The sequence below is a fragment of the Mesorhizobium sp. B2-5-11 genome (assembly GCF_006440835.1).
Lineage (GTDB): Bacteria > Pseudomonadota > Alphaproteobacteria > Rhizobiales > Rhizobiaceae > Mesorhizobium.
Window position 1 is genome coordinate 1,290,026 of record NZ_VFUK01000001.1, and the last position, 20,918, is coordinate 1,310,943.

27 protein-coding genes, 1 tRNA gene and 1 pseudogene are annotated in these 20,918 nt (G+C 62.8%); 21 read left to right on the top strand and 8 right to left on the bottom strand.

The window, feature by feature from the left end; all coding sequences use genetic code 11:
* Positions 1 to 16: 16 nt before the first annotated feature.
* Complete coding sequence (rpiA, locus tag FJ490_RS06580; RefSeq protein ID WP_140625135.1) at positions 17 to 712, bottom strand: ribose-5-phosphate isomerase RpiA; 696 nt, start codon at positions 710 to 712, stop codon at positions 17 to 19.
* A 387-nt stretch (positions 713 to 1,099) separates the two neighbouring features.
* On the opposite strand from rpiA, the gene FJ490_RS06585 reads away from it, so the two are divergent.
* The 5 genes from FJ490_RS06585 (at position 1,100) to FJ490_RS06605 (ending at position 3,808) form a co-directional block, all read left to right on the top strand.
* A complete protein-coding gene (locus FJ490_RS06585; RefSeq protein WP_140729141.1) occupies positions 1,100 to 1,783 on the top strand; it encodes a phosphoglycolate phosphatase in 684 nt (227 codons plus the stop codon).
* A gap of 374 nt (positions 1,784 to 2,157) precedes the next feature.
* Positions 2,158 to 2,232: transfer RNA gene (locus FJ490_RS06590), tRNA-Val, on the top strand.
* Between the two features lie 196 nt (positions 2,233 to 2,428).
* Positions 2,429 to 2,602: a hypothetical protein gene (locus FJ490_RS32610; RefSeq protein ID WP_181165341.1), complete on the top strand. Its 174-nt coding sequence runs from the start codon at positions 2,429 to 2,431 to the stop codon at positions 2,600 to 2,602.
* Between the two features lie 304 nt (positions 2,603 to 2,906).
* A complete protein-coding gene (locus FJ490_RS06600) occupies positions 2,907 to 3,164 on the top strand; it encodes a PepSY domain-containing protein (RefSeq protein WP_140729142.1) in 258 nt (85 codons plus the stop codon).
* Positions 3,165 to 3,331: 167 nt separating this feature from the next.
* Positions 3,332 to 3,808 (top strand): hypothetical protein, encoded by a 477-nt coding sequence (locus FJ490_RS06605; RefSeq protein WP_140632776.1) that lies wholly within the window; start codon positions 3,332 to 3,334, stop codon positions 3,806 to 3,808.
* Between the two features lie 4 nt (positions 3,809 to 3,812).
* Here FJ490_RS06605 and FJ490_RS06610 read toward each other — a convergent pair whose 3' ends face one another.
* Both FJ490_RS06610 and FJ490_RS06615 read right to left on the bottom strand, forming a co-directional pair.
* Positions 3,813 to 5,708 (bottom strand): murein L,D-transpeptidase, encoded by a 1,896-nt coding sequence (locus FJ490_RS06610; RefSeq protein WP_140729143.1) that lies wholly within the window; start codon positions 5,706 to 5,708, stop codon positions 3,813 to 3,815.
* Between the two features lie 209 nt (positions 5,709 to 5,917).
* Positions 5,918 to 6,664, bottom strand: a complete 747-nt coding sequence (locus FJ490_RS06615) for an SDR family oxidoreductase (RefSeq protein WP_140729144.1) — start codon at positions 6,662 to 6,664, stop codon at positions 5,918 to 5,920.
* Between the two features lie 98 nt (positions 6,665 to 6,762).
* On the opposite strand from FJ490_RS06615, the gene FJ490_RS06620 reads away from it, so the two are divergent.
* The gene (locus tag FJ490_RS06620; RefSeq protein ID WP_140729171.1) at positions 6,763 to 7,377 is read left to right on the top strand and encodes a TetR/AcrR family transcriptional regulator; all 615 of its coding nucleotides are present in this window, start codon (positions 6,763 to 6,765) and stop codon (positions 7,375 to 7,377) included.
* Between the two features lie 65 nt (positions 7,378 to 7,442).
* Positions 7,443 to 7,844 (top strand): rhodanese-like domain-containing protein, encoded by a 402-nt coding sequence (locus tag FJ490_RS06625; RefSeq protein WP_140729145.1) that lies wholly within the window; start codon positions 7,443 to 7,445, stop codon positions 7,842 to 7,844.
* A 7-nt stretch (positions 7,845 to 7,851) separates the two neighbouring features.
* On the opposite strand, the gene FJ490_RS06630 is transcribed toward FJ490_RS06625, so the two are convergent.
* On the bottom strand, positions 7,852 to 8,763 hold the full coding sequence (locus FJ490_RS06630) for an alpha/beta fold hydrolase (RefSeq protein WP_140729146.1): 912 nt from the start codon (positions 8,761 to 8,763) through the stop codon (positions 7,852 to 7,854).
* 47 nt (positions 8,764 to 8,810) lie between these two features.
* Between FJ490_RS06630 and FJ490_RS06635 the strand changes: the two genes are divergently transcribed.
* Complete coding sequence (locus FJ490_RS06635; protein WP_140548466.1) at positions 8,811 to 9,263, top strand: MarR family transcriptional regulator; 453 nt, start codon at positions 8,811 to 8,813, stop codon at positions 9,261 to 9,263.
* A 21-nt stretch (positions 9,264 to 9,284) separates the two neighbouring features.
* Here the strand turns inward: FJ490_RS06635 and FJ490_RS06640 are convergent, their stop codons facing one another.
* Together FJ490_RS06640 and FJ490_RS06645 are read right to left on the bottom strand one after the other, a co-directional pair.
* Positions 9,285 to 9,896 (bottom strand): pyridoxamine 5'-phosphate oxidase family protein, encoded by a 612-nt coding sequence (locus FJ490_RS06640; protein WP_140584423.1) that lies wholly within the window; start codon positions 9,894 to 9,896, stop codon positions 9,285 to 9,287.
* Between the two features lie 63 nt (positions 9,897 to 9,959).
* On the bottom strand, positions 9,960 to 10,313 hold the full coding sequence (locus FJ490_RS06645; RefSeq protein ID WP_140498625.1) for a DUF971 domain-containing protein: 354 nt from the start codon (positions 10,311 to 10,313) through the stop codon (positions 9,960 to 9,962).
* Positions 10,314 to 10,509: 196 nt separating this feature from the next.
* Between FJ490_RS06645 and moaA the strand changes: the two genes are divergently transcribed.
* The 13 genes and pseudogenes from moaA to FJ490_RS06710 all read left to right on the top strand — a co-directional run bounded on the left by moaA (position 10,510) and on the right by FJ490_RS06710 (position 19,652).
* Positions 10,510 to 11,505: a GTP 3',8-cyclase MoaA gene (gene moaA, locus FJ490_RS06650; RefSeq protein WP_140584424.1), complete on the top strand. Its 996-nt coding sequence runs from the start codon at positions 10,510 to 10,512 to the stop codon at positions 11,503 to 11,505.
* A gap of 54 nt (positions 11,506 to 11,559) precedes the next feature.
* Positions 11,560 to 12,033: a hypothetical protein gene (locus FJ490_RS06655; protein WP_140584425.1), complete on the top strand. Its 474-nt coding sequence runs from the start codon at positions 11,560 to 11,562 to the stop codon at positions 12,031 to 12,033.
* A 116-nt stretch (positions 12,034 to 12,149) separates the two neighbouring features.
* Positions 12,150 to 12,509, top strand: a complete 360-nt coding sequence (locus tag FJ490_RS06660) for a hypothetical protein (RefSeq protein ID WP_140498628.1) — start codon at positions 12,150 to 12,152, stop codon at positions 12,507 to 12,509.
* A 119-nt stretch (positions 12,510 to 12,628) separates the two neighbouring features.
* Positions 12,629 to 13,549, top strand: a complete 921-nt coding sequence (locus FJ490_RS06665) for a DMT family transporter (protein ID WP_140584427.1) — start codon at positions 12,629 to 12,631, stop codon at positions 13,547 to 13,549.
* Positions 13,550 to 13,599: 50 nt separating this feature from the next.
* Positions 13,600 to 13,689 (top strand): annotated as a pseudogene (locus tag FJ490_RS33615) (molybdenum cofactor guanylyltransferase MobA); the annotation flags it as partial.
* Positions 13,690 to 13,739: 50 nt separating this feature from the next.
* Positions 13,740 to 14,249: a molybdopterin-guanine dinucleotide biosynthesis protein B gene (gene mobB / locus FJ490_RS06675; RefSeq protein ID WP_140498630.1), complete on the top strand. Its 510-nt coding sequence runs from the start codon at positions 13,740 to 13,742 to the stop codon at positions 14,247 to 14,249.
* A 159-nt stretch (positions 14,250 to 14,408) separates the two neighbouring features.
* On the top strand, positions 14,409 to 15,194 hold the full coding sequence (locus FJ490_RS06680) for an ABC transporter substrate-binding protein (protein ID WP_140498631.1): 786 nt from the start codon (positions 14,409 to 14,411) through the stop codon (positions 15,192 to 15,194).
* 74 nt (positions 15,195 to 15,268) lie between these two features.
* On the top strand, positions 15,269 to 15,985 hold the full coding sequence (locus FJ490_RS06685; RefSeq protein WP_140498632.1) for an ABC transporter permease: 717 nt from the start codon (positions 15,269 to 15,271) through the stop codon (positions 15,983 to 15,985).
* A complete protein-coding gene (locus FJ490_RS06690; RefSeq protein ID WP_140498633.1) occupies positions 15,982 to 16,806 on the top strand; it encodes an ABC transporter permease in 825 nt (274 codons plus the stop codon). The genes FJ490_RS06685 and FJ490_RS06690 overlap by 4 nt, the downstream gene beginning before the upstream one ends.
* 110 nt (positions 16,807 to 16,916) lie before the next feature.
* Positions 16,917 to 17,786, top strand: a complete 870-nt coding sequence (locus FJ490_RS06695) for an NAD(P)-dependent oxidoreductase (protein WP_140729147.1) — start codon at positions 16,917 to 16,919, stop codon at positions 17,784 to 17,786.
* 7 nt (positions 17,787 to 17,793) lie between these two features.
* Positions 17,794 to 18,498 carry a DNA alkylation repair protein gene (locus FJ490_RS06700; RefSeq protein WP_140729148.1) on the top strand — a complete coding sequence of 235 codons (705 nt, stop codon included), beginning with the start codon at positions 17,794 to 17,796 and terminating at the stop codon, positions 18,496 to 18,498.
* Positions 18,499 to 18,556: 58 nt separating this feature from the next.
* Entirely contained in the window at positions 18,557 to 19,036 is a 480-nt protein-coding gene (locus tag FJ490_RS06705; protein ID WP_246676724.1) for a GNAT family N-acetyltransferase, read from the top strand.
* A gap of 67 nt (positions 19,037 to 19,103) precedes the next feature.
* Positions 19,104 to 19,652, top strand: coding sequence for a DUF3299 domain-containing protein (locus FJ490_RS06710; RefSeq protein ID WP_348640087.1), 549 nt, complete (start codon positions 19,104 to 19,106; stop codon positions 19,650 to 19,652).
* A 46-nt stretch (positions 19,653 to 19,698) separates the two neighbouring features.
* Here the strand turns inward: FJ490_RS06710 and FJ490_RS06715 are convergent, their stop codons facing one another.
* Together FJ490_RS06715 and FJ490_RS06720 are read right to left on the bottom strand one after the other, a co-directional pair.
* Positions 19,699 to 20,190: an Lrp/AsnC family transcriptional regulator gene (locus tag FJ490_RS06715; protein WP_006205209.1), complete on the bottom strand. Its 492-nt coding sequence runs from the start codon at positions 20,188 to 20,190 to the stop codon at positions 19,699 to 19,701.
* A 108-nt stretch (positions 20,191 to 20,298) separates the two neighbouring features.
* Positions 20,299 to 20,916, bottom strand: a complete 618-nt coding sequence (locus FJ490_RS06720; protein ID WP_224518976.1) for a uracil-DNA glycosylase family protein — start codon at positions 20,914 to 20,916, stop codon at positions 20,299 to 20,301.
* Positions 20,917 to 20,918: the final 2 nt, after the last annotated feature.

The window sequence follows — 20,918 nt, forward strand, 5'->3', positions numbered from 1 at the left end:
TAGAACTCCCTGTTTTTCAGGCGGCATGGACGGTTTGGATGCCATCGCCCCCGGCGATGATGGCCGCTGACGCCAGCCCGATGAAAAGACCGTGCTCGACCACGCCGGGAATGGCGTGGAGAGCATTCGATAGCGCTCTTGTATCCGGAATGCGGCCAAAAGATGCATCGAGGATAAAGTGGCCGCCGTCTGTAACAAAAGCCTGGCCGCCCGTCATCCTCAATGTAACCGGACCGGAAAGGCCGAGCCTTGCAGCCGCCTTCCCGATCGCGATTTCGGTTGCGCGCAGGCCGAACGGGTTGACCTCGATGGGCAACGGAAAACGGCCGAGCGTCTCGACCATCTTGGAGCGATCGGCAATGACGATCATGCGAGCGGACGCCGCCGCGACGATCTTCTCGCGCAGCAATGCGCCGCCGCCGCCCTTGATGAGCGTTAGTGCGGGGTTGACTTCGTCGGCGCCGTCCACGGTGAGATCGAGTTCCGGCGTCTCCTCCAGTGTCGACAGCGGCACCCCAAGCTCGCGGCACAGCGAGGCGGTGCGCTCGGACGTCGGCACGCCGATGATGGTCAGGCCCGTGGCCACCTTGTCGGCAAGCAGCCGCACGAACTCGTCGGCGGTGGTGCCGGTGCCGATGCCGAGCCGCATGCCGTCGGTGACATGGGCAAGGGCCGCCCGCGCGGCTTCGACCTTCAACTGTCTTGCATCCATGCCGCTTTTACCGCCCCGGAACCTGGTGTTTGCGGCTCCTACCATTTTTGCCGGTCCGGTCAAAGCCCTTGCAGCGGTGTAGGTTGATGACGTTCGGCCTCCCGTCAATGGTGTGCCCGCGCGGCCAGCCAGCGATGAGCGGGTAACGTTAATAGGAATTTTTTCTTATATGCCATTGACTGGGTGAAGGCAGTTATGCTACATATTTGCCTATGGTGCAGATTTGCGCCGGGACCCGCCGCACTGGCGGGTTTTTTCATGGCTGGCGGTTCGTCGCGAATGCCCGGTCCGGGGAGCTTGCTTGCCTGAACGAGCCTGCCCGGCGCTTGCCTTGACGCGCCGCAGCCTTTATCGCCTGCCCATTGCATAAACTGCCCAGGATGGATCATGACCCGCCCGATCATCGTGTTTGACCTCGACGGTACGCTGATCGACACAGCACCGGATTTGCTCGACAGCCTGAACCACAGCCTTGCCGCCAGCGCGCTCGCGGCCGTCGACGAAGCCGGCTTCAGGCGCTTCGTCGGCCATGGCGGCCGCGTGATGATCGAACGGGCGCACGCCGCGCAGCAACGGTCGCTCGATGTCGCCGAACACGACCGGCTGCTGAAACTGTTCCTCGACCACTACACCCTCAACATTCCCGGCAAGTCCCGCCCCTACCCCGGCGTCCTCGGTGCGATCGCGCGCTTCGAGAAGGCCGGCTACCTCCTGGCCGTCTGCACCAACAAATACGAGGCCAACTCGCTGGCGCTGATCGAGGCGCTCGGCCTGACCAAACACTTCGCGGCGATTGCCGGACAGGATACCTTCGCCTTCCGCAAACCCGACCCGCGTCACCTCACCGAAACCATCAAGCGCGCCGGCGGCGACCCGCACCGAGCTTTGATGGTCGGCGATTCGCAGACCGACATCGACACCGCGAAAGCCGCCGGCATCCCAGTGGTGGCCGTCGACTTCGGCTACACCGACCGCCACGTGCGCGAATTCGAGCCCTCGGCGGTAATCTCGCATTTCGACGCGCTGACGCTGGACCTGGCTGAGCGGCTGATCGCCGCGGCGCAACATTGAACGGATAGCGGGCGGCCGGGACAGGTTCAATGACAGTTTCCTGTTTGCGGCGGATGCCTCTAATGATCGAAGTCGGCGCCGCCCCTCATCGCCCTGCCGAGCATTTCTCCCCGCACAGAGACGGGGAGAAGGGTCTGGCCGGAACGCTGGCGCCTCCATTGCAACGTTAAAAATTGGCGAAAACGGCGACACAGCCCCCTCTCCCCGTCTATACGGGGAGAGGATGCCGGCAGGCAGGTGAGGGGCGGCGCCGGCGCTTGAAAGAGTATGACGAAACCTGAAGCGATTGCCCCTGTGAGAACGCCGGACACCGCCTTGACTTCCCGCACCGCCCTCCCTTATATCGCGGCTCGCTTGGCCTTCGGGCAACGAGCGGGCGATTAGCTCAGCGGGAGAGCACACCCTTCACACGGGTGGGGTCGCAGGTTCAATCCCTGCATCGCCCACCATCCAACTAAACTGATTTGTTGGATGACTAGGCCCCTCCACTTTGTCCAAAAAAGCTACTGGCGCGTAGGCCAAACAGCTTGGCGCCTCGCCCTTATTGATTTTGGGTTTCCGTCACCATCTGTCGGTTTGTTTGTATGCAAATCAGTTGGGCGACGCTATGGTAGCTTCCTCAACGTCAGATTCTCGGGGGAGAACATGGCAGAACACGCCGTTGAAATCGTCAGGGAAAAGTCGTGGTCGGTTCGCGTGACCGTCAATGGCGTCACCACCACCGTCCCATTCTCAGCCGAAAGTTATGCGCGCTCATACGCCGACGGTCAGGCGTTCCGGCTGGGTGTGCAGGTGGCAGAGCTTAAGCGGTCAGCCTGACGCGTGGGGGTTGAGAAGCCCTCCGAAAAATTGCAGGTAGGCGACGAAAGCCGGATCATGTGGGGCGACGGCGAGCGGGCTCGGCCCGTGCGGGCGAGCAGGTATTCGAGAATCGCGATCGATTCGACCATGATCATTCGCCGTCTTGTAGCGCCGGGACAAAGCCGGCGGGGTTGATTGCAAGAAAATCGGGAATTGCTCGAGGGCAGTCACAAAGCCGATGCATAGCCTGGCCATCCATCCCGCCTGGGGAACAAACCTCCCCATCACTGAGTTTCCCCCTGTCGAAACTTGAGGGAAAACCATGACCAGATTTCTCGTGGCGACAAGCGTCGCCGTTCTTCTCGGCTCCGGCCCGGTTCTGGCGGCCGACGAAAAACCGCTGCCGCCGCCCAATGCCAAGAAATTGTCTGACATCATCGCCAAGGTCGAGCAGCGCGATGGCTTCCGCTATGTCAAGGAGGTCGACTGGGATGATGGCGCCTATACCATCACCTACTACACCGCCGACAAGGCGAAGGTCGAAATCACCTATGATCCGGTGACGGCCGAGCCCAGATAGCTTGGTCAGGAGAAACCTGCGGGGGGCGAGCAACCTGTTCTGCGATCCCCCCCGCAATGATCACCGGTCCCAATCTGAAAATGCCGAGCCTGCGGCGTGAGATGTGCCCGCCCTTGCGCCAATGCACCTTTGATGGCTGATTACAGCGAAGCTTCACGGGGGTATGCATGGCGACGGCCAGGCATCTGTTGAAACGAATCTTGATGGTGCTTGCCGGCTATCTCGTCGCCGCGCTGGTCGGTCTGATCGCCGTTGTCGCGATCTATGCCGTGCTGAGCTCCCTGCCCAATGCGCCCCGGTATTTCGACCTCATGGGCGTCTCGCCGATCGCGGCGCTGGTGGTGCCGCCGCTCGGCATGTTCATCTATTTCCTGACGATCGTGCTGACCGGGGTGCAGACATTGGTGTTCGCATTGATCGCCGAATGCTTCTCGTTGCGCGGCTTCTGGCTGCACATGCTCTTCGGCGGTGCGGCGGCGGTCGGCGGCTTTGCCCTGATCTGGCCGAGCGCGCTCGAGGACATGGCCTCGGAGCGCTGGGCCGATATAGGCATCATCGCCGCTGCCGGCCTGGTCGCCGGGCTTGTCTACTGGCTGATCGCAGGGCGCGACGCCGGTTTCCGGCGACCGCTCTCGGCCCGCTGAATTCTCAGCTCGACGGCGAGCGTGCTGCTTCGGTGGCGTCTAGGGCTTGCTTCAACCGCGTGTCCCGGTCGTAGACGTCGTTGAAGTATTCGACCTTGCCGGACATGTCGGGCCATGCGGTGAAATAGGCGACATAGACCGGAATCGTGCGCGTCACGCTCTCGGTCGAATGGCCGTGCTTCAGCTTCTCGGCGACCTCGTCGACCGAGGTGCCCAGCACCGCAGCCGCCATGCCCCGCGGATCCTGCAGCCGCACGCAACCATGGCTGAGCGCGCGCATGTCGCGCTGGAAGAACGACTTCTGCGGTGTGTCATGCATGTAGATGGCGTGCTTGTTGGGGAACAGGATCTTCAATTCGCCCAGCGCATTGGCCTCGCTCGGCAGTTGGCGCACGCTGTAGGGGATGTTCGCGCCATAGCCGCCCCAGTTGACCGCCGAGGACGGAATGCGCTTGCCGCGCGAATCGGTCACCTCATAGCCGGCCCGGTCGAGATAACCCGGATCGCTGCGCAATCTCGGCAGCATTTCGTTGACGATGATCGACTGCGGCACCCCCCAATAGGGATGGAAGTCGACCTGCTTGATCTGGTCGTAGAAGAAGGCGGTCTGGTTGGTGGTCCTGCCGATGACCGCGCGGGTTTTCAGCTTTTCCTCGCCATTGTCGATGTAGCTCGCGGTGAAGGCCGGCTGGTTGATGAAGACACGCGGGCTGCCGAGGTCCGATGGCAGCCAGCGCAGTTCTTCCAGCGCCACCTGTACCTTGAGCAGCCGGTCGGCCTTGGATGTTCCGGCCAGCGACGCGACGGTGCGCGGTCCGATGACGCCGTCGCCCTTCATGCCTGCTTTTTGCTGCACGGCCTTGATGATCGGGACCAGCTCAGGGAGGTAGACGTCGCTGGTGGCGAGCCGCGACAGCACTTCGCCGTAGGCGCCGCCCATCTCGTCGTCGAGATTGCGCGCGATCAGGCTCAGCAGCTTGGGAAGCTCGGGACTGGTTTCGCCCGGCTTCAGCAACAGCTTGGGATCGACGACGATCTCGTTTTCGGCGCTCGCTTGCAGCGACTCCAGCTCGACGCGCAGCGCCTGGTACTCCGGGTTCTGCGGATGCCGCGATTCGAGATAGGTGCGCACTTCCTGGGTATGCGCCAGCGTCTTCAAAACGCCTTCCATGTCGAGCGGCTTGGCGGGAAAGTCATAGTAGCCGGTCATGCGGTTGGGTTCGACGCGGCCGCTTTGGGCATCATGGACATAGCGAAGCACGCGAGCCGACAGCGCCATTTCGAAGCGCACGAACTCCTTCAAACGTGCAGCGGCGTCACCAGTCGACGCAGCGGCGGTCGGCACGTCGACCGTGTAGTCGGACGGTGCCAGGCCGTAGCTCGCCGCCTCGCCAAGCACCCGCACCGCGTCCTGTGCGCGGCTGTTGGCGTTGGCTCCGGTCACCCAGATGAAATCCGGATTGGCCGAATAATAGGCGATCAGCGCCTTGGCGATATCCGGCTCCGCATAGAGCTCGTAGTCGCTCAGTCCGGCGATTGCCTCGCGAAAGGCGTTGCCGGTGGCTGAGGGCACGAAGGCGGCGTCCTGCGGCGTCGCCGGCTGCGGCGCTGCCGTAAGCGCCGAGAAGTCGACGCGCACGAGCTTGTCGGCTTTGTAGGTGTAGTAGGAAGGGCTGCTGATCTTCACGCTGCCGCCGCCACCACCGCCGGCGGATACGTTGGGGTTCGGCTTGCGCCTTGGTGGCGGAGGAGGAAACTCACCTCGCGGCTCGTGCCTTACGCCGCCGCCGAAAAGCATGTCGAAAAGCCCCTGCGCGCCTGCTTGCGGCGTTCCCAGGGCCAGCGTCGCCACGAGCGCTGCAAGCGGCAACGCGGTAGCTTTGTTTCCCGGCAATTTCATGTCACCCGCTCCAGCCGCAACCGGCTCCGTTCCGCACGCTCGTGCGTCTTGCCCACCGCATGGCGGATGTAAGACGCGACTATACCGATTCATACCGATTTCGTTAAGCTTTCATAAATTTTGGGGCGGCTGTGGCAGAACGGTTTCACAACATCGTGACGGCCGGAGCGGACACAATCCGCTCCGGCCGTCGAAGCGGGCGGGCGACGTCAGGCGTTGGCGCCGCCATCGATGGTCAGCGCGGCGCCGGTCACGAAGCGCCCCTCGGGACCGGCCAGCCAGGCGACCATGCCTGCGACCTCATCGGCGTCGCCGAAACGCGGTGTGGCCATTTTTTCCCGCTGATGCTCGGCATGCGGGCCGCTTGCCGGATTCATGTCGGTGTCCGTCGAGCCCGGATGGACGATATTGGCGGTAATGCCGCGCGCACCGAGGTCGCGTGCCAGGGCTTTGGTCAGTCCGACCAGCGCCGCCTTGCTCGAGGAATAGGCACTGAGGCTTGTGTCGGTCACACGCTCCGCCAGATTGCTGCCGATGGAGATGATCCTGCCGCCCTCGCCCATATGCGCCACCGCGGCCTTGGAGGCGACGAACGGCGCTCTCAGGTTGACCTCCATGGTTTCATCGAAGTCGGCGAGCGACAGGGTGTCGATGGGTGCGGCGCGCCAGATGCCCGCGCTGTTGACCAATATGTCGAGCCGTCCGAAGGCAGAAGCAACATCGTCGACCGCCCTCGCGACCGCCGCGGCGTCGCGGTTGTCGGCCTTGATGGCGATGGCGCGTCCGCCATTGGCCTCGATCTCGCCGACCACCGCACGGGCCTGCTCCTCGCCATTGACATAGGTCAGTGCCACGCTGGCGCCGTCTGCCGCCAGCTTGCGAGCGATCGCTGCGCCGATGCCGCGGCTGCCGCCGGTGACGAGCGCGGCCTTGCCGCTCAGACGGTTCGATGACATTGCATTCTCCTTTTTGTAACGATCGATACAGAAATAACTGTCAGGCTTGTCCGGCCCCGTCAACTAAATTATGTATCGATCAGCACAGAAAGAGCATGATGCCGGAACGAGGCCGCCCCCGCACCTTCGACAGAACCGCCGCCCTGCGGCGCGCGATGGAGGTGTTCTGGGCCAAGGGCTATGAAGGCACGTCGATAAGCGACCTGACCCGGGCGATGGGCCTCAATTCGCCAAGCCTTTACGCGGCTTTCGGTAGCAAGGAAGCGCTCTTCCTCGAAGCGGCCGAATTCTACACGCGGGCCGAGGGCACCGACATCTGGATAACACTGGACGAGGCGCCATCGGCATGCGAGGCGATCGAGGGTTTCCTGCGTCAGACCGCCAGGGCCTATTCGCAGACCGACCGCCCGCAAGGGTGCCTGATCACGCTTGGCGCGTTGCATCAGGACAGCTCGCGCGGCGCCATCTGCGACGACCTGCGCCGTCGTCGCGCCGAAAACCATGCGGCCTTGCAGAGACGGCTGGAGCGTGGCGTGGCCGAAGGCGAATTGCCGGGGACTTTCGACTGCGTGGCTGCCGCGACCTTCTTCGCGACGGTTCAACACGGCATGTCGATCCAGGCGCGCGACGGTGCTTCGCACGCAGCCCTGATGGCGACGGTCGCCGGGGCGATGGCGGCCTGGAAGACGATGGCCGGTGTCGACGCGGCGTGACAAACGCCGGCGGTTATGCTCGAAATTCTGCCTGCCAGAAAACCTGTGGCCGGGAGGATCGGACGGTGAAAAAGGGTTATCGCGAACTGCTGGACGAGGCGAATGCCGAGATCGAAGTGCTTTCGCCCGAGGAAGCGGCAGCCCTGATCGAGGACGAAGGCACCATCTTTGTCGACCTGCGAGATCCTCGCGAGATTGAACGCGACGGCAGGATTCCCGGCGCCAAACATGTCACCCGTGGCATGCTGGAATTCTGGATCGATCCCGAGAGCCCTTACCACAAGCCGTTCTTCGCGTCGGGAAAGAGCTTCGTCTTCTTCTGCGCCGGCGGCTGGCGTTCGGCGCTCGCCACCAAGACCGCGCAGGACATGGGGCTGTGGCCCGTCAAGCATATCCTTGGCGGCTACACCGCCTGGAAGGCGGCCGGACTGCCGGTGGAACCCGGCGAGAAGAAGAAACAGCCCTGATTGCGGTTCAATGGAGCAGCGACGGCTCCCAGTGCGCGGCCACGAAGCTGACGGCGCGTTCCACCACGCCCTTGTCCGCCAGGATGCGGCGATGACCGAGCCCTTCGGCCCAGTGGAGCAACACATGGTCACCTGCGCCGGCATAACGCCAGGCATGATCGGCCGAGACTTCGCGATCGTCGGGTGCGTGGATGACCAACGTCGGCACCGGCGCCTGGGCAAGCTGGCGATCGCCGGTGAATTCGTGCAGTGGCCGACCGGAAAGATGTTCGACACGGTCCGCCATGGCGGCCTGCGAGCGCGGGCCGACATTGAGCATGCGACTGAAGTCGGCGAAGATGGCCGGCAATGAACTGGGCGCGGCGATCAGCACCAGGCGCCCGGCCGCCAGCGGCGCAATGTTCCTGATCGATCCGGCGATTGCATTGGCGGCGACGGCGCCGCCGAAGGAATGACCGACCAACGCCGCGAACGGGCCGAACCATTCGCCCGCGATTCGCACCGCATCCACGGCATTGACCATGTTCAACCGCCGGCCATGCGATTGGCCGTGGCCGGGAAGGTCGAGCGAGACGACCCTGTAGCCGGCGGCGCGGTAGCCCTCGATCAGCATGCGCATATATTCGGTGCGCGAGCGCCACCCATGAACGACGAGAACCGTTCCGGCGGACGCCCTGCCCGGCTCCGGACGGAATTCATGCACCATGACGCAGCCGGATCCGGCTTTCAGCCGGTGATGCCGCGCTTCAGCCATGAAATCTGCCGCGCGGTCGACGGCACGGCGTTCGCCCTCGCTCAGCACCCTGGCGTTCGGCGTACGGCAGAACAGCTCGAATGCGGCGCGCCCAGTGAGGCGGGGGGCGACATGTTCGGCGGCCCCGAATACACCCCGGATGACCTTCAGTCCGAATGATGCCATAGTGGGAATCCGTCCATACGTTCAAGCATGAACATAATAGTTCAAAGATGAACAATAAACAAGAGCTGCCTTGGGACAACCCGCGGTTTCGCAACTGGGTCGCGGTTGCGCGCGCCTGCCATGTGCTGGAGCGCACGCTTGCCGTGAAGCTGGCGCCGCTCGATCTGAAGCCCGCGCAGCTCGATGTGTTGATGAATCTCTACCGCCATCCCGGCATGTCGCAGCACGATCTCGCCCGCAAGCTGCTCGTCGGCCGCTCCAACATCACCATGCTGTTGCCGCAGCTTGAGGCTCGCGGCCTGCTGCGCCGCGAAGGCGACGAGAAGGACAAGCGCATCCTGCGGCTGGCCCTCACCGAAGCCGGCGAGGCGCTGCTGATGCAGGCGCTGAAGGTGCACATGGCGCTGATCGAGAAAGCGATGAGCCAGTCGACGCCGGAGCAGTGCGACATGATCGGCGAGCAGATGCGCAAGATCTACGAGGTGTTGAAGGACGCCTGACCGCCATTGCGGTCCGGCGGATCACCACATCGTCTTTTTTGCCCGCTCCGGCCATTCCTTGTCATAGGTTTCGCCGTCGATGTTCCTGCGGCTGGTGATCTCCAGGATCTTTCCTGGCGTCGGCAGGGACTTCGGATCGACATGCCTTTCCGGGTTCCACAGTTCCGACCGCACGATGGCGCGGGCGCATTGGAAATAGACCGTATCGACATCGATGACGCTCACCGAGCGTGCCGGCCTGCCGTCGACCGTGAACGACGCGCAGAGCGCGGCATCCGTGGTGATGCGCGCGCGGCCGTTGATGCGCAGCGTCGTGCCGGAGCCCGGCACCAGGAACAGCAGCCCGACGCGAGGATCGCGAATAATGTTCTTCAGCGAATCGGCGCGGTTGTTGCCGCGCCGGTCCGGCATCATCAGGGTTTTCGGATCGACAATGCGCACGAAGCCGGCGAGATCGCCGCGCGGCGAGCAATCCAGCCCTTCCGGCCCGCTGGTCGCCAGCGCGACGAAGGGCGAGGCCTCGATGAAGGCGGCGTATTCGGGAATGACGTGGTCGAGTTCCTTGACCACCGAGGCTTCGCCGGGCAGGCCATAGAGCGTTTCAAGCTGTTCGACTGTGGTTATGATGGACATTGTCTCGTCTTCCGATCCGCCGCCCCTACTCCCGCTCCATGACATCTTGACGACGCCCGCCGGCTAACGGTCGCGGCTGAGACCCTTTTGCGCAAGCTCGGCAAGGTAGGCGTTCCAGCGCGCGTCCTTCTCGTGGCCTAGCGTGTGCAGGTAATTCCAGGTGAAGATCCCGGTGTCGTGGAAATCGTCGAAGGTGATGCGCACCGCGTAGTTGCCGACCGGTTCAATTTTGAGGATGGCGACATCGCGTTTGCCGGGAACGGTCACCCGCTGGTCCGGCGAATGGCCCTGCACCTCGGCCGACGGCGAGGCGACGCGCAGCAGCTCGGCCGGCAGCTCGAATGGCTGGTGGCCGGGAAAGGTCACGGAGAGCAGTTTGCGGTCTTTGGAGACCCGCAGTTCCTTCGGCGCCGTCATGGTGTTTTCCGTTTTGAACCACCCTTCCCTACGCCGCTTCGCCGGATTGGAAAAGCCCGTACCAGGCAGCCGACATCCGGTGTCGGTCGGGGAATGTTACCAAAGATCGAGAGCGGCTATCTTGAACGACAGGCCGGATCGTATCACATAGTGATATATAACGCCGTCGTTCACAGCCACGGGAAACGCTTCACGCATGGACATGATCGATCCTTTCGGCCGCACGATCAGCTACCTGCGCGTGTCGGTCACCGACCGCTGCGATTTCCGCTGCACCTATTGCATGGCCGAGGACATGGCTTTCCTGCCCAAGAAGGACCTGCTGTCGCTCGAGGAACTCGATCGGCTGTGCAGCGTCTTCATCGCAAAAGGGGTGCGCAAATTGCGCCTCACCGGCGGCGAGCCGCTGGTACGCAAGAACATCATGCATTTGGTGCGCCAGCTGTCGCGTCATCTCGAAAGCGGCGCGCTGGAAGAACTGACGCTGACCACCAACGGCTCGCAGCTTTCGCGTTTTGCTGCCGAGCTCGCCGATTGCGGCGTCAGGCGGATCAATGTTTCGCTCGACACGCTCGATGCCGACAAGTTCCATGCAATCACCCGCTGGGGCCATCTCGGCAAGGTCATGGCCGGCATCGATGCGGCGCAGGCGGCGGGACTGAAGATAAAACTCAACGCCGTGGCGCTGAAGGATTTCAACGACGTCGAATTGCCTGAGATGATGCGCTGGGCGCATGGCCGCGGCATGGACCTGACCGTCATCGAAACCATGCCGATGGGCGAGATCGATGCCGATCGCACCGACCAGTACCTGCCGCTGTCGCTGCTGCGCGCCTCGCTGGAGCGCCAGTTCACGTTGACAGACGTCCCGTTCAAGACCGGCGGTCCGGCCCGCTATGTCCATGTCGCGGAAACCGGTGGCCGGCTCGGCTTCATCACGCCGATGACCCATAATTTTTGCGAGAGCTGCAACCGCGTCCGGCTGACCTGCACCGGCACGCTCTATATGTGCCTGGGCCAGGACGATGCCGCCGATCTCAGGGAACCGTTGCGCGCGTCCGAAGGCAACGAGCTGGTCAGCGCGGCGATCGACGAGGCGATCGGGCGCAAGCCGAAAGGGCATGATTTCATCATCGACCGCCGCACCAGCCGCCCCTCCGTGTCGCGGCATATGAGCGTCACCGGCGGCTGATCTTTCCACGGATCTGGTGCAGGATCGCTTCCGGCTGACTGCTGGAGGAATGGAATGAAGTGCGCGCGCTCGGTACTGGCATTCGTTGTGGCGATCGCGGCAATCCCGTCGGCTGCCGCTCCTTTCACCTACACCAACGAGCGATTCGGCACGGTCTGCACCTTTCCCGACGATGTTTTCACCGACCGCCAGCCCGAACCGGACAATGGCGACGGCCAGCAATGGCTCGCGGCCGACGGCGCCAGACTGATCTGTTCCGGCATCCTGAATATCGACAACGACACGCCGAAGCACTTCGTCGCGACCGAGAAAGCCAGCACGGAGGCGGGTTACAAGGTCACCTACAGCAGGACGGGAAAGAACTGGGCCGTGCTTTCGGGACTGAAGGCCGGGAACATCTTTTATGAGCGCCGCCTGTTCGGCAAGGACGGCGTCATCCGCACCGTCTGGATCGAATATCCGCCGGCCGTGAAGTCGAAATACGACCCGCTGGTCGGCGCCATCGCCGCCAGCCTCCAGGGACCGTGACTATCGCGGTCACGCCGCAAATAAACCTGTCGGCAAATGCCTGCCTGATTTACCCCAGCCGTTTTCGCGCCTAGCCTTCCATCCGGTAGCGGCTTTCGCTCCGTGGGGAAAACATTATGCGCAAATTCATCTTTTCTGTTGCCTTGCTCGGCCTCGCCGCCATGCCGGCGGCGGCGCAATCCATCGGCGGCACTTACGATGTCGCCGGCACCAATTTCGATGGTTCGGCCTATGGCGGCGAAGCAACCATCACGCTGACAAGCGGCACGACCTGCACGATCCATTGGGAAACCGGCGGCTCGTCCTCGGACGGCATCTGCATGCGCAACGACAACGCCTTCTCGGCCGGCTATGTCCTGGGCAAGGAGATCGGCCTTGTCGTCTACAAGATGGATGACGACGGCTCGCTGCACGGCCTGTGGACGATCGCCGGCAAAGACGGCAGCGGCACCGAGGTGCTAACGCCGAAGAAGTAAGGCCGGTCATCCGCGGTTGAAATTCTGGGCCGCGATCAAGGCCGTGGCCCAGCCCTTTGTCGTTGCTGTTTCGGTCCCGGCTGCTACAGGCTTTTTTCAAAGCAGAACCGGTAGAGATCTTGCCCCTTTCTCCCAATCTTCGCGGTGCGTTGTTCATGGTGGTGGCGATGGCCGGCTTCACCCTCAATGACGCCATCACCAAATATTCGTCGCAGTCGATGAACATGGCGCAGGTCATGCTGATCAGAGGCGCATTTGCCTCGCTCTTCGTCGGCCTGCTTGCCTGGCAGCGCGGCGCGCTGGTCCGGCCGCGCTCGATGCTGCAGCCACTGGTGGCGCTGCGCGTCCTTGCCGAGGCCGGCGCGACGGTGACCTTCCTGGTCGCGCTTGCCCATTTGCCGATCGCCAGCGTCTCGGCCGTCCTGCAGGCACTGCCGCTGGCCGTGACGATGGGCGCGGCCCTTGTCTTCGGCGAGGCGGTCGGCTGGCGCCGCTGGCTGGCGATCGCTGCCGGATTTGCCGGCGTGCTGGTCGTGGTGCGCCCGGGCTTCGACGGGTTCAGCATGTTTTCGCTGGTGGCGCTGGCCAGCGTCGCCTGCTGTGCGGTACGCGACCTCGCCACCAAGCGGATTCCGCAGGCTATCCCCACGCTGCTCGTCTCAACCGCAACGGCGTTGGCCATGACCGTGGTCGGCGCGCTGCTGCTGTCGCCGATGGGCGGCTGGACACCGATGACGGGCAAAGCCACTGCACTGCTGGCGCTCGCAGCAGTGCTGGTGCTCATCGGCTACCAATTCATCATCATGGCGATGCGCTCGGGCGAGATTTCCTTCATAGCGCCGTTCCGCTATACGGCGCTGCTCTGGTCCATTGTGCTCGGCCTGCTGGTCTTCGGCGATGTCCCCGATATGACGATGATCATCGGCGCCAGCACAATCGTGGGCTCCGGCCTTTACGCGCTTTATCGTGAGCGGGTCGTCGGCCGGCGCAGGATCGTCGCGGAAAGCACTGGTCCTGCCATGGCCCCGGACGGCATATAAGAGGCTCGGGGAGAATCCCGTGATTTTCGCGACGGCGCACGGGCTCGATGATGGTGATGGATATTGCGGGATTGATGCTGGCCGGCGTTCAATCCAGACGCAGGGGCGGCGGCGACAAGACCTTGCTGCGGCTCGAAAGCGCCCCCCGGCGATCTTGCCAAGGCGGCGCGGTTGCTGCAGAGCATCTGAGATGAACAAGCGCCTCTTCGGCATCACCGGCTGGAAGAACTCCGGCAAGACGACCCTGACTGAGAAACTGGTCGCGGAACTCGTTGGGCGCGGCTGGACGGTTTCGACCGTAAAGCACGCCCATCATGATTTCGACATCGACAAGCCGGGCGCGGACAGCTTTCGCCACCGCCAGGCAGGAGCCATGGAAGTCGCCATCGTCTCCGCCAATCGCTGGGCACTGATGCACGAATTGCGCGGCGAGGATGAGCCGGCGCTGGAAGCGATCCTGTCGCGGCTTGCGCCGTCCGACATCGTGCTGGTCGAAGGCTACAAGCGCGAAGCCCACCGCAAGATCGAAACCCGGCGCCTGGAGGCGAAGGACCGGACGCCGCTTTCGGCGGGTGACCCCGGGATCGTTGCCATTGCGGCCGACTTCGTCATCGAGGACAAAAGCCTGCCGGTGTTCGACCTCGACGACGTGAAATCGATAGCCGACTTCGTCGAGCGCGCGACCGGCCTCGTTGCTTGAGAAGTAACGTAACGGCAGAAGGACATTGCCGATTTTCGTGGTTTTGCAGTTGCTTTTTTCTTGGAAAGAGTGGGAGTATCGGGCCAGCGGGCGGTCAAAAGCACCGCCCCCACAGAGCCGTTTCGGAACGACGGCCGGGACCATAAAGAGAGGATCATTATGCGTATTGCACTGCGTATCGCGCTCGCCGCTTCGGCCGCGCTGCTGACGCTCGGCGTAGCCCAGGCCCAGGAAAAGACCCTGAGGATCGGCACCGAGGGCGCTTATCCGCCCTTCAACAACCTGACTTCCGATGGCAAGCTCGTCGGTTTCGACATCGACATCGCCCAGGCGCTCTGCGATGAGATGAAGGTCAAGTGCACCTTCGTTGCCCAGGATTGGGACGGCATCATCCCGGCGCTGCAGGCGGGCAAGTTCGACGCCATCGTGGCATCGATGTCGATCACGCCGGAGCGTGCCGAGAAGGTAGACTTCACTCACAAATACTACAACACGCCCTCGGCGCTGGCCGTCCCGAAGGATTCGACGCTGAAGGGCGTGACCAAGGAGGACCTCGCCGGCAAGAGTATCGGCGTGGCCACCACGACGACCCATTTCAACTATGCCTCGAAGACTTACACCGACAGCACGATCAAGGGTTATCCGAGCAGCCCCGAGGAACAGGCGGATCTGGCCAACGGCCGCCTCGACGCCATCGAGGATGATATCGTGGTGCTGCAGCAGTGGCTGGATTCGCCTGACGGTGCCTGCTGCAAGATCCTCGGCCAGCCCTCGCCGCAGCCGGTCGAGATTTTCGGACCTGGCGCCGGCATTGCCGTGCGCAAGGGCGAGACCGATCTGGTCAACAAGCTGAATTCCGCCATCGACGCCATCAGGGCCAACGGAAAATACAAGGAAATCAACGACAAGTACTTCAAGTTCGACGTCTACGGCGCCGAGTCCTGATAATCACCTCCAAGGGCGGCAGGGTCTCCCTGCCGCCTTACCCGATCTGGGAGCTCTGGAGATAACACCACTCGATGCCAGCCCAAAGCATATGGACACTTCTCAGTTGGGGACCCAATGGCTGGCTTGACGATATCGCCTATGGCGCGGTGGTCACCATCGCGCTGGCGCTCGCCACGCTTCCGATCGGCCTGACGATCGGCTTTTTCATTGCCTGGGCAAAGCAATCCGAAGAGCCTTCGCTGCGGCTGGCCGCGAACATTTACACCACCATGTTTCGGGGCCTTCCGGAGCTGGTGACGCTCTTCCTGTTCTTCTTCGGCATGCCCATCCTGCTGCAATACATCATCCGCTTCTTCAGGCCCGAGGCGACGATCGATGTCGACAGCTTCATCGCCGGCATGATCGTGCTCTCGCTGATCTTCTCTTCCTATGCCAGCGAGGTATTCCTTTCGGCCTTTCGCGCCATTCCGAAGGGCCAGTATGAGGGCGGCTATGCGATCGGTCTGTCGAAGTGGCTGACCATGCGCAAGGTGATCCTGCCTCAATTGCTGCGCATCGCCTTCCCCGGTCTCGAGAATTGCTGGCTCAGCCTGCTCAAGGACACAGCCCTGGTCTCGGTCGTCAACCTCGCCGAGACCTTGCGCAATGCGGGCGTCGCGGCGCGCGTCACCAAACATTCGTTCCTGTTCTACAGCGTCGCGGCGCTGGTCTTTCTCATCCTGGCAATCCTGTCTTCGATCGCCACCGGCTTCATCTTGCGGTCGCTCGGGCAGAAGGAAGCGCGATGAGCGTCACCGACACCATTGCCGTCGATCGGCCGCCGCCGCCGGCGCGCGGCTGGCCGCGTGCCCGTATCGTGGGATACGCACTCGTCGGCCTCTGGATCCTCTTCGGCTTCGGTATACTGGCCTATCTGGTCTCCGCGTGGAACGGCGAGTTCTTCGCACGATATGCGCCGGCCTATCTGCAGGGACTTGGAACCACCCTGTCGCTGGTGGCGGTGTCGATGGTGGCCGGCGCCATCCTGTCGCTGCCCGTCACCTATGGCCGCATGTCGAACAACCGGTTGCTGTCGTGGCCCGCCTATTGCTACGTCTATTTCTTCCGCGGCACGCCGCTGCTGGTTCAGGTCTATCTGGTCTATTACGGGGTCGGTTCTTTCCGCGTGCAGCTCGAATCGGTCGGGCTATGGTGGTTCTTCCGCGACGCCTTCAACTGCGGCGTGTTCGCCTTTGCGCTCAACACGGCCGCCTATCAGGCCGAAATCCTGCGCGGCGCCATAGAGAGCGTTCCAAGGGGCCAGTGGGAAGGCGCCGCTTCGCTCGGCCTGCACAAGCTGCAGACGCTGCGCAAGGTCATTCTGCCCCAGGCGATCATCGTGGCCTTGCGACCCTACGGCAATGAACTCGTTCTGATGATCAAGGCCTCCGCGATCGTCGCCATCATCACCGTCTACGACCTGATGGGCAATGCGAAACTCGCCTACGCCAAGTCCTTCGACTTCCAGGCCTATGTCTGGGTGGCGATCGTATATCTGGTGATGGTCGAGATCCTGCGCCACGGCGTCGAATGGATCGAGCGCCGGATTACCATTCACCTGAAACGGTAAGCTTACCTGATCTGTGCCAGTCGATGGCTCGGCGCGCGCCTTGACGAATCCGCCGCATGGCCTAGACCTTCCGCAACTGCAATCTTTGCTCCCGTCGGAAGGAACAAGCCATGGCATCGGTGGCATTTCTCGGTCTTGGCGTCATGGGCTATCCCATGGCCGCGCATCTGAAGAACAAGGGCGGCCACGACGTCACCGTCTACAACCGCACCGGGGCAAAGGCCGAGCAATGGGTCGCCCAGCATGGCGGCGCTCTCGCCCTGACGCCGGCGCAGGCTGCCGAAGGCAAGGACTTTGTTTTCTCGTGCGTGGGCAATGATAACGATCTACGTTCGGTGACGACGGCAAAGGACGGTGCCTTTCAGGCCATGAAAAAGGGCGCCGTCTACATCGACAACACCACGGCATCGGCCGAGGTCGCGCGCGAATTGGCCGAGACCGCACAGGAGCGCGGCTTCTCGTTCCTCGACGCGCCGGTCTCCGGCGGCCAGGCCGGCGCCGAAAACGGCATTCTGACCGTCATGGTCGGCGGCGACCAGGCAGCCTTCGACAAAGCCAGGCCCGTCATCGACGCCTATGCCCGGATGGTCGGGCTTATGGGACCGGCAGGCGCCGGCCAGCTCACCAAGATGATCAACCAAATCTGCATCGCCGGGCTGGTGCAGGGACTGTCCGAAGGCATCCATTTCGGCAGGAAGGCCGGGCTCGACATCGAGAAGGTCATCGATGTGATCTCCAAGGGCGCAGCGGGCTCGTGGCAGATGGAGAACCGGCACAAGACGATGAATGCAGGCAAATACGACTTCGGCTTCGCGGTCGACTGGATGCGCAAGGATCTCGGCATCTGCCTTGATGAAGCCGACCGCAACGGGGCCAGACTGCCCGTGACGGCGCTCGTCGACCAGTTCTATAAGGACGTCCAGGCGATGGGCGGCAGGCGCTGGGACACATCCTCACTGCTGGCGAGGCTGGAAAAGTAGAACGCAGATGTCCCTGCCCGGCCCGAGCTGGAGCGCGGACGAGATCGTCGCTCACCTGCGCTCGATCGGCACGCAGGAAAACCGCGCCGGCATGGCTCGGTTCGGCATAAACACCGCGACGGCTCTTGGTGTAGCCAATTCGGATTTGCGGCCGCTGGCGCGCAAGCTGAAGCGCAATCACGAGCGGGCGCTTGCCCTGTGGGACAGCGGTGTTCGCGAGGCGCGGCTGATGGCGGCGTTCACCGGGGAGCCGAAAAAGATCACGGCCGAGCAGTGCCGCCGCTGGGCCGGCGATCTCGATTCCTGGGAGATCGTAGACAGCGTTTCGGATCTCTTTGCCGAAACGCCGTTCCGGCGTGAGTTGATCGAGGAGTTTGCTGCCGACGAACGCGAGTTCGTGCGCCGCGCCGGCTTTGCCATGGTGGCCTGGAGCGCGGTGCATCTGAAGCAGGAGCCGGACGCGACGTTTCTCGCCTATCTGCCGTTGATCGAGGCGCATGCCGGCGATCCGCGCAATTTCGTCAGGAAGGCGGTCAGCTGGGCGCTGCGGCAGATCGGCAAACGCTCGGCCGCACTGCATGCCTCTGCCCTTGCGCTTGCGCAAAAGTTGGCCGGATCATCCGACAAGACGGCGCGCTGGATCGGCCGGGACGCCGTGAAGGAGTTAACGGATGCCACAACGCTGGAACGGCTCACCGCCAGAAAAAGCTGATCTTGCCGATATCCGGTTCACGGAGGTGACGCCGGCAACACGCGGCAACTTTGAGATATTGTTCGAGCAGCCGGGTGCGCCAAAATATTGCTGGTGCATGGCGTGGCGGCAGTCCGTCCGCGAGCACATCCCGAATGATGAGAAAAAGCGCCAGATGATGGCACTTATCGATGCCGGCAGGCCGGTCGGCATCCTCGCCCAGATCGACGGCAAGACCGTTGCCTGGTGTTCGGTCGCGCCGCGCGAAACCTACCGAAGGCTTTCAAAGCGGCAGGACGACAGGGAGACGGGGGTATGGTCAATCGTCTGCTTTTATGTGTCAAGGGCTTTGCGCGGCCGCGGTTTTGTTTCCGCATTGCTCGATGCGGCCATTGACCACGCGTTCGCCAAGGGGGCGCATATCATTGAGGCCTATCCGGTGGGCGAGGCATCGCCGAGCTACCGTTTCATGGGGTTTCGCGACATGTTTGCGGCGCGCGGCTTTCACGACGCCGGCATGACCGGTTCTCGCCGGCATGTAATGCGGCTCGAGCGTTGACGTCGCCGGTGGCGGTGTCTTTACTCGAACGCAAAGGAAACGTCCCATGATCAAACGTCTGGTAGCCATGGCAGCGTTCGCGGGCGCGATGTCGGCTTTTACAGCCGCCCTCGCTTCGGCCGAGACCACACACATATTCTGGAAGGATTTGCGCCCGGCGACCCAGGCGGTTGCCGAAGAAGCTGGCCTGCCGATGATCGCGGCAAAATTGCCCGATCGCGGCGAGACGTTATCCCTCGGCCTGCAGGACAAGACCATACAAATAGCCGGCTATGCGTTGCCGGTCGATCGCGAAGGCGATCTTGTCTATCAATTCCTACTGGTGCCGTGGACCGGGGCGTGCAGTCACATGCCGACGCCGCCGCCCAACCAGATCGTCCTGGTCACCCCGGCTCATCCCTACAGGATGTCGCAGGCCTACCAGCCGGTTTCCGTAACCGGCGCGCTGAAACCGGGCATGGAGAAGAGCCAGCTTTTCATCCTGGACGGCGTCTCGGTCATCCAGTCGGGCTATACCGTGCGCAAGGCAGGCGTGACCGGCGTCGACACCGTGCCGGACACAATAACCCTACCGGTCAACTCGCCTTGGACTTTCCTCAACAAAAAGAAGAACTAAGCAAGGCGAGCTTGCGTGACCTTGCATGCATCAAGGCCACGCGCGCTCAGGCCGCGTTCGCACCCGATTCCTTGTCCAGCACCATGTAATCGAGCGGGATTTCGGTCGTGTATTTGATCTGCTCCATGGCGAAGGAGGACGAGACGTCGCGAATCTCGATCTTGGCGATCAGCCGCTTATAGAAAGCATCATAGGCTGCAATGTCGGGCACCACGACACGCAGGAGGTAGTCGACATCGCCGCTCATGCGGTAGAACTCGACCACCTCGGGGAATTCCTGGATGACTTCGGAAAAGCGCCGCAGCCATTCATGGCTGTGCGAATTGGTGCGGATCGAGACGAAGACGGTGACCCGCACATTGACCTTTTCATGATCGAGAATGGCGACACGCCGCTTGATGACGCCCTCTTCCTCGAGCTTCTGGATGCGCCGCCAGCAAGGGGTCGTCGACAGTCCCACTTTCTTGGCGACATCTGCGACCGCGAGCGTCGCGTCCTCCTGCAGGAGGCGGAGAATTTTTCGGTCAAGGCGGTCCATTGAAAGCTCCTGAAGGAATGGATTGGCCATAATCGGCGGTATTATAGGCTTCCACAAGAAAAAAATTCTGCTGATTGGCGGAAAAGCCGGTGGTTTCTTGCTGAATGTCTAACCGAGGCGATAGCGGATTTCCGACCTGAGGAAAGGCAGCAAATCCATTTCAAACCAGGGATTCCGCTTCAGCCAGCCGGTGTTGCGCCAGGACGGATGCGGCAGCGGCAGCACCTTCTGGCCAGCGGATTTCTCCCAGATGGAGCGCCAGTCCCTCACCGTTTCCGTCAGGGACGGGCGCCGCGCGGCACCCATGTGCCAGGACTGCGCGTAGATGCCGATCGTCAGCACCAAGTCGATCTGCGGCATGAGCCCCATCAACGGCGCGCGCCAGGCCGGCGCGCATTCACGCCTTGGCGGCAAGTCGCTGCCCTTGGCGTCCTGGCCGGGGAAACAGAAGCCCATCGGCACGATAGCGAACTTCTCGGTGTCGTAGAACTCCTCGCTGGTGACGCCGAGCCAGTCTCGCAGCCGGTCGCCCGAAGCATCGGTGAACGGCATGCCCGACAGATGCACCTTGGTTCCCGGCGCCTGGCTGGCAATCAGGATGCGGGCATTCGACGAGGGTCGCAGCACCGGGCGCGGTTCGTGCGGCAGTGGCCGGCCGATCGGATTGTCGACGCAGATGCGGCAGGCGCGAACCGTCGCGGCGAAGCTTTCGAGTTCCGCAGTCATCC

What these genes read in the sequence shown, in the direction of transcription:
- rpiA (WP_140625135.1), bottom strand. Translation starts at nt 712, where the DNA reads ATGGATGCAAGACAGTTGAAGGTCGAAGCCGCGCGGGCGGCCCTTGCC.
- FJ490_RS06585 (WP_140729141.1), top strand. Translation starts at nt 1,100, where the DNA reads ATGACCCGCCCGATCATCGTGTTTGACCTCGACGGTACGCTGATCGAC.
- FJ490_RS32610 (WP_181165341.1), top strand. Translation starts at nt 2,429, where the DNA reads ATGGCAGAACACGCCGTTGAAATCGTCAGGGAAAAGTCGTGGTCGGTT.
- FJ490_RS06600 (WP_140729142.1), top strand. Translation starts at nt 2,907, where the DNA reads ATGACCAGATTTCTCGTGGCGACAAGCGTCGCCGTTCTTCTCGGCTCC.
- FJ490_RS06605 (WP_140632776.1), top strand. Translation starts at nt 3,332, where the DNA reads ATGGCGACGGCCAGGCATCTGTTGAAACGAATCTTGATGGTGCTTGCC.
- FJ490_RS06610 (WP_140729143.1), bottom strand. Translation starts at nt 5,708, where the DNA reads ATGAAATTGCCGGGAAACAAAGCTACCGCGTTGCCGCTTGCAGCGCTC.
- FJ490_RS06615 (WP_140729144.1), bottom strand. Translation starts at nt 6,664, where the DNA reads ATGTCATCGAACCGTCTGAGCGGCAAGGCCGCGCTCGTCACCGGCGGC.
- FJ490_RS06620 (WP_140729171.1), top strand. Translation starts at nt 6,763, where the DNA reads ATGCCGGAACGAGGCCGCCCCCGCACCTTCGACAGAACCGCCGCCCTG.
- FJ490_RS06630 (WP_140729146.1), bottom strand. Translation starts at nt 8,763, where the DNA reads ATGGCATCATTCGGACTGAAGGTCATCCGGGGTGTATTCGGGGCCGCC.
- FJ490_RS06635 (WP_140548466.1), top strand. Translation starts at nt 8,811, where the DNA reads ATGAACAATAAACAAGAGCTGCCTTGGGACAACCCGCGGTTTCGCAAC.
- FJ490_RS06640 (WP_140584423.1), bottom strand. Translation starts at nt 9,896, where the DNA reads ATGTCCATCATAACCACAGTCGAACAGCTTGAAACGCTCTATGGCCTG.
- FJ490_RS06645 (WP_140498625.1), bottom strand. Translation starts at nt 10,313, where the DNA reads ATGACGGCGCCGAAGGAACTGCGGGTCTCCAAAGACCGCAAACTGCTC.
- moaA (WP_140584424.1), top strand. Translation starts at nt 10,510, where the DNA reads ATGGACATGATCGATCCTTTCGGCCGCACGATCAGCTACCTGCGCGTG.
- FJ490_RS06655 (WP_140584425.1), top strand. Translation starts at nt 11,560, where the DNA reads ATGAAGTGCGCGCGCTCGGTACTGGCATTCGTTGTGGCGATCGCGGCA.
- FJ490_RS06660 (WP_140498628.1), top strand. Translation starts at nt 12,150, where the DNA reads ATGCGCAAATTCATCTTTTCTGTTGCCTTGCTCGGCCTCGCCGCCATG.
- mobB (WP_140498630.1), top strand. Translation starts at nt 13,740, where the DNA reads ATGAACAAGCGCCTCTTCGGCATCACCGGCTGGAAGAACTCCGGCAAG.
- FJ490_RS06680 (WP_140498631.1), top strand. Translation starts at nt 14,409, where the DNA reads ATGCGTATTGCACTGCGTATCGCGCTCGCCGCTTCGGCCGCGCTGCTG.
- FJ490_RS06685 (WP_140498632.1), top strand. Translation starts at nt 15,269, where the DNA reads ATGCCAGCCCAAAGCATATGGACACTTCTCAGTTGGGGACCCAATGGC.
- FJ490_RS06690 (WP_140498633.1), top strand. Translation starts at nt 15,982, where the DNA reads ATGAGCGTCACCGACACCATTGCCGTCGATCGGCCGCCGCCGCCGGCG.
- FJ490_RS06695 (WP_140729147.1), top strand. Translation starts at nt 16,917, where the DNA reads ATGGCATCGGTGGCATTTCTCGGTCTTGGCGTCATGGGCTATCCCATG.
- FJ490_RS06700 (WP_140729148.1), top strand. Translation starts at nt 17,794, where the DNA reads ATGTCCCTGCCCGGCCCGAGCTGGAGCGCGGACGAGATCGTCGCTCAC.
- FJ490_RS06710 (WP_348640087.1), top strand. Translation starts at nt 19,104, where the DNA reads ATGGCAGCGTTCGCGGGCGCGATGTCGGCTTTTACAGCCGCCCTCGCT.
- FJ490_RS06715 (WP_006205209.1), bottom strand. Translation starts at nt 20,190, where the DNA reads ATGGACCGCCTTGACCGAAAAATTCTCCGCCTCCTGCAGGAGGACGCG.
- FJ490_RS06720 (WP_224518976.1), bottom strand. Translation starts at nt 20,916, where the DNA reads ATGACTGCGGAACTCGAAAGCTTCGCCGCGACGGTTCGCGCCTGCCGC.